The organism is Hymenobacter sublimis, assembly GCF_023101345.1.
Lineage (GTDB): Bacteria > Bacteroidota > Bacteroidia > Cytophagales > Hymenobacteraceae > Hymenobacter > Hymenobacter sublimis.
Window position 1 is genome coordinate 4428401 of record NZ_CP095848.1, and the last position, 15900, is coordinate 4444300.

General features: G+C 60.7%; 10 protein-coding genes. 5 read left to right on the plus strand and 5 right to left on the minus strand.

What is annotated here, in order from left to right; translation table 11 throughout:
- Positions 1-226: 226 nt before the first annotated feature.
- Entirely contained in the window at positions 227-1414 is a 1188-nt protein-coding gene (locus MWH26_RS18565) for a sensor histidine kinase (protein WP_247975434.1), read from the plus strand.
- Positions 1415-1456: 42 nt separating this feature from the next.
- Here the strand turns inward: MWH26_RS18565 and MWH26_RS18570 are convergent, their stop codons facing one another.
- Both MWH26_RS18570 and MWH26_RS18575 read right to left on the minus strand, forming a co-directional pair.
- On the minus strand, positions 1457-2587 hold the full coding sequence (locus tag MWH26_RS18570; protein WP_247975435.1) for a lipocalin-like domain-containing protein: 1131 nt from the start codon (positions 2585-2587) through the stop codon (positions 1457-1459).
- Positions 2588-2775: 188 nt separating this feature from the next.
- Positions 2776-3399 carry a carboxypeptidase-like regulatory domain-containing protein gene (locus tag MWH26_RS18575; RefSeq protein WP_247975436.1) on the minus strand — a complete coding sequence of 208 codons (624 nt, stop codon included), beginning with the start codon at positions 3397-3399 and terminating at the stop codon, positions 2776-2778.
- A 193-nt stretch (positions 3400-3592) separates the two neighbouring features.
- Between MWH26_RS18575 and MWH26_RS18580 the strand changes: the two genes are divergently transcribed.
- Both MWH26_RS18580 and proA read left to right on the plus strand, forming a co-directional pair.
- Entirely contained in the window at positions 3593-5368 is a 1776-nt protein-coding gene (locus MWH26_RS18580) for an amino acid permease (protein WP_375374024.1), read from the plus strand.
- A 113-nt stretch (positions 5369-5481) separates the two neighbouring features.
- A complete protein-coding gene (proA, locus tag MWH26_RS18585) occupies positions 5482-10332 on the plus strand; it encodes an anti-phage protein ProA (RefSeq protein ID WP_247975437.1) in 4851 nt (1616 codons plus the stop codon).
- Between the two features lie 149 nt (positions 10333-10481).
- Here proA and MWH26_RS18590 read toward each other — a convergent pair whose 3' ends face one another.
- The 3 genes from MWH26_RS18590 to dusB all read right to left on the minus strand — a co-directional run bounded on the left by MWH26_RS18590 (position 10482) and on the right by dusB (position 13482).
- Positions 10482-10856, minus strand: a complete 375-nt coding sequence (locus MWH26_RS18590) for a hypothetical protein (protein ID WP_247975438.1) — start codon at positions 10854-10856, stop codon at positions 10482-10484.
- 568 nt (positions 10857-11424) lie between these two features.
- Positions 11425-12384 carry a DMT family transporter gene (locus tag MWH26_RS18595; RefSeq protein ID WP_244694373.1) on the minus strand — a complete coding sequence of 320 codons (960 nt, stop codon included), beginning with the start codon at positions 12382-12384 and terminating at the stop codon, positions 11425-11427.
- A 108-nt stretch (positions 12385-12492) separates the two neighbouring features.
- Positions 12493-13482, minus strand: a complete 990-nt coding sequence (gene dusB, locus MWH26_RS18600; RefSeq protein WP_244694374.1) for a tRNA dihydrouridine synthase DusB — start codon at positions 13480-13482, stop codon at positions 12493-12495.
- Positions 13483-13632: 150 nt separating this feature from the next.
- Between dusB and MWH26_RS18605 the strand changes: the two genes are divergently transcribed.
- Both MWH26_RS18605 and MWH26_RS18610 read left to right on the plus strand, forming a co-directional pair.
- Positions 13633-14685, plus strand: a complete 1053-nt coding sequence (locus MWH26_RS18605; protein WP_247975439.1) for a CPBP family intramembrane glutamic endopeptidase — start codon at positions 13633-13635, stop codon at positions 14683-14685.
- A gap of 72 nt (positions 14686-14757) precedes the next feature.
- A complete protein-coding gene (locus MWH26_RS18610) occupies positions 14758-15711 on the plus strand; it encodes a phosphatidate cytidylyltransferase (protein ID WP_247975440.1) in 954 nt (317 codons plus the stop codon).
- The last annotated feature ends 189 nt before the right edge of the window (positions 15712-15900 follow it).

Below are 15900 nucleotides of genomic sequence, written 5' to 3' on the forward strand. Positions count from 1 at the left end.
AGCGTAAAAACAGTTGCTACCCCCTAGTGGTTCGGGCAAACCTATATTGGCGTTGAAAGAGGGGTTTAAGCAGATTAAAGAAAGGTTATTCTCGTTTAATTAGACAAAAATCATTTCGTTGCGTTACGCCTAGGCTCTCTACTGTTGAGCTGCCCGTTGGCGAGGCCGTATCTTCGTAGGGGTGCGGGCCGTATGCTGCACCTTCCCATCCGCTTGTTTCTGCCCTGTGCTGCCCATCCCGATTTACGACCAAAAGTCCCGCATCAAGCTCGTAATTGTAGGCGTGGCCCTGCTGATTGGGGCGGCCACGGTTATCTACACCAACCTGCTGGTGCAGCGCCTCTCGGAGCGGGAGCAAAAGCAAATTGACCTCTACGCCAAAACCCAGCGCTACCTCATCAACACCGAGGAAGAATCGAACGTGTCCTTCCTGTATGATGAGATTATTGAGGCCAACACCACCATTCCCGTCATCTGGGCCGATGACAGCGGCTACCCCCTCGACGCCCAGAATCTACCGGTTCCGAAGGGCCTGAGCGAGACGGCCCGCGTGACCTACCTGCAACGGGAAATGCAAAAAATGAAGGAGCAGCACCCACCCATTGTCATTGAGATTGGGGGCGGCGTGCGCAACTTCATTTACTATAAGGAGTCGTCGCTCCTGACGCAGCTGCGGTTTTACCCGCTGGTGCAGCTGGCTATTATCGGCTGCCTGGGCGTTATTGCCTACTTCGCGTTCAGCTACTCCCGCCGGGCGGAGCAGAACCGCGTGTGGGTGGGCCTAGCCAAGGAAACGGCCCACCAGCTGGGCACCCCGCTCAGCAGCCTAGTGGGCTGGCAGGCCTACCTGCGCGAGTCGGAACGGTTTAAGGGTGAGCCTATTGTGGAGGAGCTGGGCAAGGACATCCGGCGACTGGAAATCATTACGGAGCGGTTCAGCAACATCGGCTCGGTGCCCGTGCTCAAGGACGAGAACATCCTGCGCGTCACCCAGAATGCCATCAGCTATCTGCAAAGCCGGGTGTCTAGAAAGGTGAGCTTCGAGATAAAAACCGACTTGCCCACTGATACGCCCGCCCAAGTCAACATCCCACTTTTCGACTGGGTCATTGAGAACATCTGCAAAAACGCCGTGGATGCTATGGACGGCCGCGGCAGCATTACCATTCACCTGCGCCGCCCCGTGCGCAACAAGTCCCAAATTGCCATCGACATCACCGATACGGGCAAGGGCATCTCCAAAAGTAAGCTCGAAAGCGTGTTCCTGCCCGGCTACACCACCAAAAAGCGGGGCTGGGGCCTGGGGCTGGCCCTGGCCAAGCGCATCATCGAGAACTACCACAAAGGGCGCCTCTTCGTGAAATGGAGCGAGGTAGGCCGCGGCACTACCTTCCGGGTGATACTGAACGGGTAACCTAGCGGCTAGTTAGCCTACCCTGCTACCGTGACCAGTGTGCTACTCGCTCCGGCCGGTTTTCTGGTCCTGGGTTGCCACCTCTTCGGCCCCTTCCCTGACCTTTTTTACTTCCGAGCGGTTGGTGATTTCTACGTAGCTGTTGCCGTGCACGGGCTTGCCGTGGTGGGTGCCTTCTACCCGGCACATGCCCTCCCAGTAGTGCATTTTGATGCCCGCAAATAGTTTTAGGGTCAACTCCTGATCCGGCATGACGGGGGTAATGGTCAGGTCGTAGCCCTGGCTGGGGATGCGCAGGCGCCACTTGTTGGGGTAGCGCAGCTTGGAGTGCGGACTGGTCCAATAAGCCAGGGGCTCCAGCTGAAAGTCCTGTTGGCCAAGGTGGGTGTTTTGGGCCTGAGCTCCGTAGTGCGAGCCGCCCCCAATGCTTTGCCCTGTGGCCTTGTTGTAGAGCTGATAGGCCATAATTTCCTCACGGGGCTCGTCGAGCTGAATGCTAAACCAGTCCCAGCCCAGGTCCTTGGTGGTTACGCTGTTGCAGTTCCACTGCCGGTCGTACCACAGCTCGCCCTCTACCTGCCGGACCTTGCCGTTGATTTCAACCGAGCCGCTGGCTTGCAGGCGGGGGTAGCTGTAGTAGCCGGCCGTGGCGGTGGGCCCGTAGTGCTCGTAGCCAGTGCCCCCGTGCAGTAGTACGGGCTTGGTGGGGGTAGTCGTCAGGTCGATGGCGTGGCCGGTGTGGGCGGCCATGCGGGCCTGCAAGTGGTAGGTGCCTTCCTGCCCGCTGAGCGTCCAGCGCTGGGCCTGTTTCTGGGTCACTAAGCGGAGCGGCAGGGTAGGAGCCAGCAGCTGGGGCAGGCGCTCCACTTTATAATCGTAGCGGAACTGCTGCTGCTGCGGGTCGGTGAGGGCGAAGTTGACCATCTGCCAGTCCTTCTTGCCCGTGATGTTGAAGTGGAAGAACACATACTCTACCCCGAACGTCTCGCCGGTGGCTTTGTCGCGCAAGTGGCCCGTGAAGTACCACCATTCCAAGGAGTTCTGTTTATGCACCGCCTCTTCCTGAGGCAGCTGGGCCCGCTCGGAAAATACATCGTGCTTGTTGGTGGGCTTGAGGGCGCAGCCGGTAGTAGTAAACAGGAGCAGCAGGGTAGCAAACAGCAGATTCTTCATACCCCGCAATAAGGTTTTTCGGGGCCGAAAGGTTTGACTACCGGCGCGTTTTGCTACCGCCGAAACGGCTGCGTAAGCCTCCACCACAAGCCGCGGGGCGTGTACCAGGGGGGCATGCTGTAGCCGCCTACAATGATTACTTCCCCACCAAGCACGCGTCCGTCAGGGGCCAGCGTCACGGTCAGGGGCTAGTGTAGCGCCGCAGAACGCAGCGTAAGAAGCTGGCTGACGTAACCAACAGAACTAACCTGTACCTCTACCAGGCCAGCTGGCTCAGTGCTGGCCGGCAGTTGTAACTCAAACTTTCCATCAGACCCGGTGCTGACGCCGGTAGTTGTGCCCTGCACCAGCACCGTAACGCCTGGCAGCGGCTCCTGGGTAGCAGAATCCAGCACAATGCCCCGCACCACCACGGGCAGTAGGGCCAGGTGAGGAGCTGGAGCGGCGGCCATCATGCCCATGGTAATGCGGCGCTGCTCCACCGGCGTGCTGGGCCGCAACTGTGCCGCGGCCGGGGCCACCGCCGCGCCTACTCCAGCAAAAGCCAGAACCGCGGCCATGAGGCGGGAGTAGTATGGGGCTGGTGCTGCGGGTAGCAACGGCCGCTCGAGCTGACTGGCCCGGAAGCGGCCGCAAGTAGAGCCAGAGCCTTTGGGCTGCCCTAGGTGAGCCAGCAGCTCGGCGTCTGACATGCGAGTGAAATCTACGACTACCTTATCACAGGCGGCGCAGTGGCGGCCCTGGGTGGCGGGTGTCATGGCCTGCCAGCTTTCGTGGCAAGGCTTAGGAACGGAGAGGGTAGGGCGGGGCATAAACGAGAAAATTAAGGGTCTGCTGGGTTGATGCCGCGCCCGACTACATTCCACACCAAACCGCCAAACTTCTTCCGTAAGACGAGAGCAGCGCGTCTTCTTTCGGGGCGGCTGGGGTAGCGGAGCGGAGCCCTGGCGTGCAGCCCCGCGCATTATTCTGTATCTTTTGCCCCCTTAACCTCTCACTACGGCCTTGTCTACACCTCTCCCGCCCTCGCGCCTCAGCGGCCTGTTTCGCCGCAAAAGCCTGACTGATATTCTGCATAACCCGCCCGCTGATGCCGAAGGCCACGGTCCCGGCGAGAGTGGGGGCCTGGCCCGGCACCTAACCGTGCGCGACCTAACGGCCCTGGGCATTGCCGCCGTTATTGGAGCGGGCATCTTCAGCACCATCGGCAACGCCTCCCACGACGGCGGGCCGGCCGTGTCGCTGCTGTTTGTGTTTACGGCCATTGCCTGCGCCTTCTCGGCCTTGTGCTACGCTCAGTTTGCGGCTACTATTCCCGTGAGCGGCTCGGCCTATACCTACGCCTACGCCTCCTTCGGGGAGCTGGCCGCCTGGATTATCGGCTGGGCCCTGATTATGGAGTACGCCGTGGGCAACATCGTAGTGGCCATATCCTGGTCTGATTACTTTACCGGGCTGCTCGACGGCATTGGGGTGCATATTCCGAGCTACCTGACCATGGGCATGCAAAGCGCCCACAAGCACTACAACGAGGTACTGGCTCTGATGCAGGCCGGCAAACCACTGGCCGAAGCCTCGCCGGCTCAACTGGCTGGCTATCAGACCTGGACCTCGGCGCCCGAGCTTTTTGGGGGCCTGCGTTTGGTGGTCGACTTGCCCGCCGGCCTGATTACGCTGCTAATTACGGCCATTGTCTACATCGGCATTAAGGAGTCTAAGAACGCCTCCAACCTGCTGGTGCTGCTCAAACTGATTGTGGTGGCCACCGTCATTGGCGTGGGCGCCTTCTATGTGCAGCCCGGCAACTGGACTCCCTTCGCCCCGAATGGGGTAGGTGGGGTGCTGAAGGGCGTATCGGCCGTGTTCTTTGCCTACATCGGTTTCGATGCCATCAGCACCACGGCCGAGGAGTGTAAAAATCCTCAGCGCGACCTGCCCCGGGCCATGATTTACGCCCTCATCATCTGCACTGTGCTCTACGTTATTATCACGCTGGTACTCACGGGCATGGTGTCCTATAAGGAGCTGGGCGTGGGCGACCCGCTGGCTTTTGTGTTCCAGAAAGTAGGCCTGAACTGGCTGGCCGGGGTAGTGGCCGTATCGGCCGTGTTTGCCATGGCCTCCGTGCTACTCGTGTTCCAGATCGGGCAGCCCCGCATCTGGATGACCATGAGCCGCGACGGACTGCTGCCGCCGGTATTTGCCAAGGTGCACCCCAAGTTTCACACGCCTTCGTTTAGCACCATTGTCACGGGCTTCTTTGTGGGCGTGCCGGCCCTGCTGCTGAACATGGACCTGGTAATTGACCTAACCAGCATCGGGACCCTATTTGCCTTTGCCCTGGTATGTGGTGGCATTCTTATCATTGACCCTCATGGCCAGAGCGAGGCCCGCTTCAAGGTGCCCTACATTAACGGGCAGTTTCTGGTGCCCTTGGTTATGCTGCTGGGGCTGGGGTTGCTGTTTGCCTATAACCAGGAAGGCCTCCAGGCGTTCGGCAGCGCCGTGCGCGGCGACGGAGGCTACGAGGAGTTCCGCCACTACATTCCCATGCTGGTGTTTATTGGGTTCTGCCTCGGGCTGGCTTGGCTGTCCTTTCGCAAGCGCCTGTCTCTGCTGCCTACCCTGGGCCTGCTCACCAACCTATATCTGATGACCCAGCTGGGCATCAACAACTGGCTGCTGTTCTTTGGCTGGCTTGTTCTGGGTCTGGTGCTATACTTCAACTACGGTTACAAGCACAGCCGATTGGGCCTGAAAAAAGTAGCCGTAAGCCAGTAAATTCAGCCGTTGTCCGGTACCTTTCCCGAACCCGCCGGCTGCCAGCGCCGGCGGGTTTTGTATGTCCGCTATTTTCTGGCCTGATCAATTTTCGACTTGTATCTATACGGTTTATGTCGGCTGCTGCTACCGCTTCCTCTCCTTCTGTTACCCTTGCTGCCCGCCTAGAAGCCGCCCGCCAGGAGCTGCTGGACTTGGGCCTACGCAACCCCCTGCTCAACTTTCGGCCCTCACCTGCCCGGGGCGTGCTGGTGGTGGGCGAGGAGGCCGGGGCGGTGTACGAGGTGCTGGTGCGCCAAGGCAAAACCATGTACTTCCAGGGCGCGCCCGGTTCTCGAAAGACCATAAAGTCCCCCGACTCGGTGCAGTTCATGAGTGGCTTTACCCACCTGGAAGCCGCCGCAGCGGGACTGAGTGAGGCCGAAGCCCAAGCCCAACGGGACGCGTATTATAAAGCCGCCCAGCCGCCAGTACCGTTGCCAACGGAACTAACCGAAGCGGAGCGCCACGCCCTGCTCACCGACAACAAGCTGCAAACCGCCGACCCAGTAGATAAGCTGGAAAATCGGCTGCTGAATACGTATTACACGGCCCGCACCAGCCTGGAGGAAACCGGTGTTAATATTCTCTACCTGGCCCTGGGACAACTCACTTGGTATGAGGCTGATAGTAGCCTGGAACCTCGCTACGCGCCGCTGCTGCTGGTGCCCGTGCTGCTGGAGCGCGGCACCGCCGTCGAGCGGTTTCGGCTGCGCCACACCGGCGCCGAAATAGAAGGCAACCTCTCCTTGCAGGCCAAGCTGCGGGTCAGCTTCGGGGTAGCGCTGCCCCTGCCCGAAGCCGAAGATGACTTGCGACCAGCCGAGTATTTTGCCAGCGTAAGCCGTCTGGTGGCTGGCTTGCCGCGCTGGCAAGTGCAGCCCGACAGCATTGCCCTGGGCTTCTTTTCCTTCGGCAAGTTCATGCTCTACCGCGACCTAGACCCCGCGCTCTGGCCCGCCGATGCTCCATTGCTCAGCCACCTGGCTATTGCCGCGCTGCTCGGCCCCGACACGGGTTTTCAGGATGCTCCACCTACCCTCAACGATACCACGTTTCTCGATACCGAAAGCCCCGCTCACGAGCTGCACCAAGTGCTGGATGCCGACTCCTCCCAGCTGCTGGCCCTGCTAGCCGTGCACGAAGGCCGCAACCTGGTGATTCAGGGGCCGCCCGGCACCGGCAAGTCGCAAACTATTGCCAACCTACTGGCCGAAGCCATTGGCGCGGGCAAGAAGGTGCTGTTCGTGGCTGAAAAAATGGCGGCCTTGGAAGTGGTGAAGCGCCGCCTCGATACCCTGGGTCTGGGCGTGGCTTGCCTGGAACTGCACAGCCACAAAGCCAACAAGAAAGCCCTTCACGAGGAACTGAAGCAAACTATAAGTCTCGGCCGTCCGGCCGCAGCGGCCCTGGTGGAAGACCAAGTGGCCCAACTCCCCCGCTACCGGGCCGTCCTCAACGACTACGCCCTGGCCGTGAATGCCCCGCTGGGCCGCAGCCGCCGCACCGCCCAGCAGGTAGTTGGTGAGCTGGCCCGGCTACGTGAAGCGCACGGTGCCGTGGAGCTGCCCCGGCTCGGAATTTCTCGCCTGCCCGAATGGACTGACGCCGACGCCGCCCACGCCGAAACTCTGGCGGCCCGCGTGCAGGCTACCCTGCAGAAGGTAGGCCGACCCAAAGACCTGCTGTTCTGGGGTAGTGAGCTGCAGGTGCTGTTGCCCGCCGCGCAGGAGCAACTGGCCCGCCACCTGCGCGAAGCCCAAGAAGCAGTAAAGGCCCTGCAGGCCGCTGCCGCCGCTCTGGCTGAACACCTGGGCCTGCTACCTGTTCCCGCTGACCGCGCCGCGGCCGAAGCCTTGCTACCCGCCGCCCGCCACGCCCTGCTGGCGCCCAACCTGGCCGGAGCCGCCGTAACTAACACAAGCTGGCTGGATCAGGCCGGCCGCATCCAAGAAACACTGGCAGCCGGGGCAACCTACACCTGCCTGCATCAGCAGCACGAGGCCACCCTGCTACCCGAAGCCTGGGGCCAGGAGTTGCTTCCGGAACGCGCGGCCTACTTGAGCTACGGTGATAAGTGGTGGAAATTCCTGAATGCCGACTATCGCAAAGCCAAAAAGCGCCTGCAAAGCTTCTGGCGCGGCCCGCTTCCCACTGAAGCGGATGCGGTAATCAGCACCATCGATGCTATTCATGAAACCGCCCGCCACGAGCAGCTTCTTACGGAAGCTAGCGGGTTGATGCGCAGTTTGTTCGGTCATGCGTGGCAGGGCGTGCGTTCGGAGTGGCCGATGTTGGCAAAAAATCAGGAGTACCTATCGCGCACCCACCAGCGCATCAGTCGGAAGGAGTTGCCCGCAGCTTTGCTTGACTACTTGGCCCGGCCGCCGCAGCCCGAAACCTTGGCGCCCCAGCTGGTGGCTCTCGAAGCAGCCCTAACGCAGCACCGCACTACCCTGCAAGCTCTAGCCAACGCCCTGCAGCTCAACGAAGCCCGCCGGTTTGGCCCCGATGGTCGCCTGCAGTTTCAGCCCTTCGCCGTCCAGCTCGCCACCCTTGCCGCCTGGCAAGCTGACTTGCCGGCCCTGCACCTCACCACCGAGTGGAACAACGTGGCGGCGGCCGTGCAGGCCGAAGGGCTGCCGGAACTGCTTCTGCTGGCCGAGCGCTGGGAGCCGGCCGCCCACCACTTGGTAGCGGCCCTGCGCCAAACCTGGCTGGAGTACCTGCAGAAATTGGCCTATGAGCAGCACCCGGCCCTGCGGCAGTTTGAGCGCGCCAGCCACGAGGAAGTAGTTGCCCGCTTCCGGCAGGCCGACCAGGACTCGCTTTATCACAATCGGGTGCGGGCCATGCAGCAGCACTTTGAGCAGCTGCCTAACCAGCAAGCCGGCGGCCAAATGCTGCTCTTGCGCAACGAATTCGCCAAGAAAGCCCGCCACCTGCCCCTGCGCAAGCTCATGCAACAGGCCGGGCGGGCGGTGCAGGCCATCAAGCCGGTGTTCATGATGTCGCCGCTGTCCGTGGCCAGCTACCTGCCGCCCGGCGCCGTGGAGTTCGATGTGGTGGTGTTCGACGAAGCCTCCCAGGTGAAGCCAGTGGAAGCGCTGGGCGCCATTGCCCGCGGCCGCCAGCTAGTCGTCGTCGGCGACTCCAAGCAGCTGCCGCCTACCTCCTTTTTCGATTCGCTGACGGGAGCCGGCGAGGATACCGATGAGGAAAACGTAACGGCTGATATCCAGAGCATTCTGGAGCTGTGCAAGGCCCGCCAGATGCCCGAGCGGATGCTGCGCTGGCACTACCGCAGCCTGCACCAAAGCTTGATTGCCGCCTCCAACCACTTATTCTACGACGACAAGCTGGTGATTTTCCCGAGCCCCGACGGGCAGGGCCAACTGGGGCTGGTCTACCATCACCTGCCCAGCACTCACTACGAGCGGGGCACCACGCGCACCAACCCCCTGGAGGCCCAGGCCGTGGCCGAAGCCGTACTGCTCCATGCTCGCACTACCCCGCGCCTCACGCTGGGGGTAGTGGCCTTCAGCACGGCCCAGCGCCAGGCCATTCAGGATGCGCTGGAACAGCTGCGCCGCCAGCACCCCGAAACCGAGGAGTTTTTCAACCACCATCCGCACGAGCCTTTCTTCGTCAAAAACCTAGAAAACGTGCAGGGCGACGAGCGGGACGTCATTCTGATCAGCATCGGCTACGGCCGCACCCGGGAGGGTTACCTGAGCATGAGCTTCGGGCCGCTGAACGGCGAGGGAGGCGAGCGGCGCCTAAATGTGCTCATCACCAGGGCTAAACAGCGCTGCGAAGTTTTCACCAACCTTACTGCCGACGACCTGGACCTGAGCCGCACGAAAGCCCGGGGCGTAGCGGCGCTCAAAACGTTTCTGGGCTTTGCCCAGCACGGCCGCCTCAACCAGAACGTGGAAACCGGCCGGGCGATGGAGTCGCCGTTTGAAGAGGCCGTGCACCACGCCCTCACGGCCCGCGGCTACGTGGTGCGCCCCCAAATTGGCTCTCAAGGCTTCTACCTCGATTTAGCCGTCGTCGACCCCGACCAGCCGGGGCGCTACGTGCTGGGCATTGCGTGCGACGGGGCCATGTACCACAGCGCCCGCTCGGCCCGCGACCGGGACCGGCTGCGCCAGCAGGTACTGGAAAACGTGGGCTGGCGCCTGCACCGCATCTGGAGTACCGACTGGCTCCGGGACCCCACCGCCGAAACCGAGCGCGCCGTGCAGGCCATTGAGGAAGCCCACCGCCTGACTACCCTCGATGAGACCGATGAGCCGGAAGAACTACCGGCGCTGGAGCTCGAAACGCCTGCGGGCATTGCGCGGGAGCAAGCACCCACTACCCCCGTAGCCCTGGCCGAACCCTATCAAGTGGCTCAGCTGCCGGCCGCCGTGGGCCACCGCGAACTGCACCAGCATAGCTTGGGCCAACTGGCGTTGTGGCTGACCCAGGTAGTCCGCATTGAAAGTCCGGTGCACTTGGAGGAGGCCACCCGACGGCTGGCCCAGGCCAGCGGGGCCACGCAAGTAGGGGCCCGCATTCGCAAGGCTGGCCAAGACGCGGCTCTGCTAGCCCATAACCTGCGACATCTGCGCCGGGAAGGTGATTTTCTTTGGGACAACAGCATGCAGCAGCCCCCGCTCCGGGACCGAAGCCAGCTGCCGGCCATCTCGCGCAAGCTGGCCTTCGTGGCCCCCGAGGAGCTAGCCCGTGCCCTGCGCACCGTGGTGGAGCAAAGCTTTGTCCTGCCCCGAGAGGCGGTGTTTCTGCCGGCGGTGCGCCTGCTCGGCTTTGCCCGCCTCAGTGAAGAAATGCGGCAGCAACTGGAGCCCGTGCTGATCAGTTTGCTGGAGCAAGGCAGCTTGCTAGAGGTGAACGGCGTGCTAAAACCGGCCGTTTAACATGCAAAAGGGCTCTACCGCAGCTGCAGTAGAGCCCTTGCAGAACGCACGACCTACCCGTAGCGGCTTTGGGCAGCAACCACCTGCTCTGCGTCATCGAGGAGGTAAGCTGGCTGCTGCGAAAGCGGATGGGTAACGAGGTGGTGGGGTTAGCGGGGTTGGGAAGGGGCCGGCCCTTCTGGTTCGTAAAACGAAAGCTGGGCGTGAAACAGCTGCAGTTGTTCGGGCGTGCGAAACAAAAACTGGTAAGTCTGCTGTCCGCCCTGCATTAGCCGAATCGGGTCCGTTTCAAAGCCGAACGTGAGCAAAATGCGCTGCACCAGCAGCGGGGTTTGCTTGGTCAGCTGGGAGTTTTTCAGGTTTACTACCATGGTGTAGTTCATGCTCTGGCTTTCGGCCCAGGGCTTGAGCGCACCATGCGCAAAGGAGTTGAGTCGGTGCTTTACGTAGCGTAGGCCGTCAGCATAACTGACAACCAGCTCGGGGTTGGGGAAGGCCGTGGCAGCCGGTGAAACATGTGACATAGGTGTGTGCAGCGGAGTAGAGCATGGTGACGCAGAGTAGAAGGGATAATATACACAAAATTAGCGGTAAGCATACCTATATTATTGATAAGCTATTGATTTTGAGCCATGTTTTACGCGGCTCAATAGGGCGTCCAGTTCGACTCTAGTAAGCTGGTTTCCAGAGTCTGAAAAACAATCAGCAAACCAATGTAATACAGATAATTACCTGCTGAATGTAGCCTGCACACCCCGCCTTCGAGCATAGATTTTAACCCACTAGGCTGTGTGGATATTACGCGAATAGCCCGTCATGCAGAGCGCAGCGAAGCATCTCGCTCGAATTGTTGCAGTACTACCCCAACCCTCAGCCCGCGAGATGCTTCGCTGCGCTCTGCATGAGATTCTTGTCTGACTCCACAGTTCTTGCTACCCACTCCGTTTAGCGTGAGCAGGGTACGTTCTTTTTGCTGTCGTCTGGCCGTTGGCAAGTGTAGTAGTTACGCCATTACTTCAACAGAAAAGCCTACCCATCTACGGTGTATGGTAGATGGGTAGGCTTATGTAAGACGCACCGGGCGCTTCGTGGTTACCGGGCCCGGTTGATAATGAATACACTGAGCAGAATAATACCCATGCCCAGCAGATGCCATAGGTTGAAACTTTCCCCATCCAGCAACCCCCAACCCAGCGCCACCACCGGCACGAGGTAGGTATTGGAGGCTGCAAACAATGCCGTGGAGCTTTGAATAAGCTTATTGAAAAGGACCATGGCCACGGCTGTGCTCATGGTAGCCAGCAGGGCAATGTAGCCAAAGGCAGTCCAGGCGCCGGGCACCGTGGCTAGCTTATGCACAAACTCGGTGCCCACCAGCAGAAAGGCCAGGGCCGGCCCGCCAATAAACAGCAGCAACAGCCCCGTAACCGCCACCGACGGTATACCGTGGAAGCGGTGCTTGATGACATTCACGCTCACGCCGTAGCCCAGGGTGGCCAGCACAATGTACAAACCGTACCAGGCGTTGCCCTCGCCGGTCGGGGTAGCGTCGCCGCCGCTGCCACCCAGCAGCATGAGCACCACCGTACCCACCAGACCCAGGGCTATACCGGCCACTCGTAGGCCCGTCAATTGCTGCCCAAAAAACAAGGCGCCTACCACCAGGGTAAACACGGCCGTTAGGGCATTCAACACGCCGGCCAGGCCCGAAGCCAGCTGGGTTTCGGCGTAAGCAAAAAGAAACGCCGGAACCAGCGTGCCAACTACCCCGCTCAATATCAGCCACTTGAAATGGCTGCGGTCTACCTTATTAAGGTGCTTCAGGGCAAACGGCAGCAGCAGCAACGCCGCCACGCTCACCCGCGTAGCTCCCAGCTCCAGGGCCGAAAACACGACCAGACCTTTTTTCATTAGAATAAAGGACGTGCCCCAAATGCTGGCCAGAATCAGCAGCAGTACCCAGGCCGAGGCGGGCGTTCGGTGGGGTGGGGGCGGCGCAACAACCGGTGCGGTAGGAGCGGTAGCAACGGCCGGGGTGGGGGCGGTAGGCATGGAGTGGGCAGAGCGAACTATAATATGAGCAACAAAAGAACGTCATGCGTGAGCTGGCGTCCGCGCAGCCGAGGCATGACGTTCAAACGGATACAAGCCAACTACGAATTACCCCACCAAAACTGGCTCGGCGGCAATAATTTCATCCATGATGGCGTGAATTTCCAGTGGGTCGTTGCTTTCTACCAGGCGGCTGCGCCACTGGCGGGCGCCCTCTAGGCCCCGGAAGTACTGGGCGTAGTGGCGGCGCATCTCGAACACGCCGGCCCGCGGGCCTTTCCACTCCAGGCTTTTCTCGAAGTGCATGCGGCAGGCCTGCACCCGCTCCTCCACGGTAGGCGGTGCCAGTAGCTCGCCGGTGGCATTGTAGTGCTTTACCTCCCGGAAAATCCAGGGGTAGCCGATGGCCGCGCGGCCAATCATCACGCCATCTACGCCGTAGCGGTTTTTGTACTCCACGGCCTTCTGGGGCGAGTCGATGTCGCCGTTGCCGAAGATGGGGATTTTGATGCGTGGATTGTTTTTGATGGCCGCAATCAGCCGCCAGTCGGCCTCGCCCTTGTACATCTGCACGCGGGTGCGGCCGTGCACGGTAAGGGCTTCAATACCAATGTCCTGCAGGCGCTCGGCTACCTCTTCCACGTTCTTGGTGGTTTCGTCCCAGCCCAGGCGGGTTTTTACCGTGACGGGCAGGTGGGTAGCCTTTACTACGGCCGAGGTCATTTCCACCATTTTGGGGATGTCGCGCAGCAGGGCCGCGCCGGCGCCCCGGCAGGCTACCTGCTTCACGGGGCAGCCATAATTGATGTCGATGAGGTCGGGGCCAGCCTCGGTGCTGATGCGGGCGCACTCGCCCATGGTGTTTACATCGGAGCCAAACAGCTGAATGCCAATGGGTCGCTCGTAATCGAACACGTCTAGCTTCTGCCGGCTTTTGGCCGCCGCCCGAATCAGGCCTTCCGAGGAAATAAACTCGGTGTACATCAAATCGGCGCCGCCCTGCTTGCACACGGCCCGGAACGGCGGGTCCGACACGTCCTCCATGGGCGCGAGCAGTAAGGGGAAATCGGGCAGGGCAATATTGCGGATGTGTACCACGGCAGTCTATTCTAGTATTTTGCGCAAATTTACGATTAGTTCAGGGTCTTAGGGTCTTGGGAGCTTAGGTTCTTGGCTGACGCACTCGCGTAGAGTCGTTGCACGGTTTCCGAGCCCCGAGGCCCTAAGCCCCCAAGACCCCAACTTTGTATGAAAGGTTTCGTCTCCAGCCGGTTGCACCCCTTCGCCAATCTGGCCTTGCTGCTGCTCATTACTGTTGCTACGCTTTGCATTGCCGGCTTCTTCACCATGGTGTTTAACAAGCTGCTGTTTGGGGTAGGGATGCAGGAGTTGGGCAACGTAGCGCAAAACCCCCAGGACCACCCCAACGGCTGGGGTGTGCTCATGCTTTCCCAGGGCGTTACGCTGCTGGTGATGCTAGGCGGGGCGGCGCTGGGGTTTGCGGCCGTAACCGGCTACCGCTGGGCCGAGTACTTCACGCCCCGCCGGCCGGTGCGGGTTCAGTGGCTGCTGCCGGCGGCCCTCCTGATTATCAGTAGCCTGCCGGCTATGGCCGTGCTTATTGAGTGGAATCAAGGAATTCACTTTCCCGGCTTTTTAAGCGGCTTTGAGCAGTGGGCTCAGGCCAAAGAACTGGAGTTGAAAAAGGCCACGGAATTTCTGGCGCGCCTGAACTCCACCGCCCGGCTGCTGGTGGCGCTGGTGGTGCTGGCCGTTATTCCGGCTTTTAGTGAGGAGCTGTTCTTTCGCGGGGTTTTGCAGCGCAATCTGGTGCAGTGGTTTAACTCCCGTCACGTGGGCATCTGGCTGGCGGCGGCCATCTTCAGCGCCATTCACCAGCAGTTTTTTGGCTTTGTTCCGCGCTTTGTGCTGGGACTGGTGCTGGGCTACCTCTACGAGTGGAGCGGTAACATTCTGGTACCCATGGCGGCACACTTCACCCAGAATGCTTTCCAACTGCTCATCTTATACGCTCAGCAGCGCCAGTGGTCGGCGGCCAGCTTCGACCCCGACTCTACGGAAAGTATGCCCTGGTACCTGGTACTAGCTTCCCTGGTAGTTGGCGCGGTTCTACTCTGGTACTTGCGGGAGCGGATGGAAGGGCCCCGCGCCGAGGACGAGCCTACCCACTTGCGCACCTTGGGTAGTAGCGGCGTGACTACCCGCCAGGCCGCCGCTACCCCCACCGTGGCCCGTACCCTCAGCCACGACGGCGTGGATGCCACCCGCTCAGAAGGCTAACCTACACAGCCAGTATAGCTGCCTCCTACAACCCCTTCCCGACCCTTATTCCTACCCTTTATTACTGCCCGCTTGTCGACCTCTCCCACGCCCGTTTCCCCTGCTACTACGGAGCCCCCAGCGGGCAAGCCCGCCATGTCGAACCTAACCCAGCGCATCATTTTCGGCGTTATCGGGGCCGTGCTGCTGCTGGGCAGCGTGTGGTACAGCGCCTGGACATTCGCGCTGTTTTTCGGGTTGGTGCAGATGCGGATGCTTTGGGAATTTTACCGCATGATGCGGGAGGTAGGGTACAAGCCGGCGGCCTTGCTGGGTGGGGGGATAAGCGTTGTGATATTTGCGTCTCTTTTTCTAGTGCGAGCAGGGGAGGGATTGGATACCAGCTTTAATTATATGAATGCTGGTTGGCACACCGTTATATACCCTGCAAACCTGATAGGTGCGCTACTTGGACTCCTATTGCTGCTTCTGCCCACCATCCTTATCCTGCGTGAAATGGCGGCTTGGCCCCGGGAGAAGCAGGACTTCTCTCCCTTCGCCAATGTGGGCGTGGCCTTACTAGGCCTTCTCTACGTCAGCCTTCCCATGAGCCTTCTCAGCCTGGTAGCTTTCACCGAAACCGGCTACGATTACCGCCGCGTCTTTGCGCTGCTGCTGCTAGTGTGGTCGTCGGATATTGGAGCCTACGCTGCGGGTAAAACCTTCGGCAAGCACAAACTCGCCCCAAAAATATCACCCGGTAAAACCTGGGAAGGCGCCGTGGGCGGCTTTCTGCTTACCCTGGTTATGGGCTGGGCCCTGGGCTACCTCCTGCCCGAACTCTCCCTAACTTACCGCCTGGTAGTAGCCGGCGTGGTGGCCGTATTCGGGCCCCTGGGCGACCTGGCCGAATCCATGCTCAAGCGCAGCGTCGATATTAAGGATTCGGGCCGCATCATGCCCGGGCACGGCGGCCTGCTCGACCGGTTCGATGCCTTCCTGTTTATTCTGCCGGTGCTGGCCCTGCTGCGGCTGCTGCTGGGGTAGAGTAGCTCTCCGCTCGAAACAGAAAAGCCGAATGCCTTGCCGGGCGTTCGGCTTTTTTCGTGGAGGATGCACCCAGAAATTTTGTGAATACGAGCAGGTATTGGCGCTGGCAGATGCAAACCTTAGCAGCGAACAGCCAGCTTCGATGAGAAGGTAATCAGTTGGCAGCTGGCTGGTGCTCTGTACCCT

Bases quoted from the DNA above. Each gene is read 5' to 3' on its own strand.
- MWH26_RS18570 (WP_247975435.1), bottom strand. From the start codon at position 2,587: ATGAAGAATCTGCTGTTTGCTACCCTGCTGCTCCTGTTTACTACTACC.
- MWH26_RS18575 (WP_247975436.1), bottom strand. From the start codon at position 3,399: ATGCCCCGCCCTACCCTCTCCGTTCCTAAGCCTTGCCACGAAAGCTGG.
- proA (WP_247975437.1), top strand. From the start codon at position 5,482: ATGTCGGCTGCTGCTACCGCTTCCTCTCCTTCTGTTACCCTTGCTGCC.
- MWH26_RS18590 (WP_247975438.1), bottom strand. From the start codon at position 10,856: ATGTCACATGTTTCACCGGCTGCCACGGCCTTCCCCAACCCCGAGCTG.
- MWH26_RS18595 (WP_244694373.1), bottom strand. From the start codon at position 12,384: ATGCCTACCGCCCCCACCCCGGCCGTTGCTACCGCTCCTACCGCACCG.
- MWH26_RS18605 (WP_247975439.1), top strand. From the start codon at position 13,633: ATGAAAGGTTTCGTCTCCAGCCGGTTGCACCCCTTCGCCAATCTGGCC.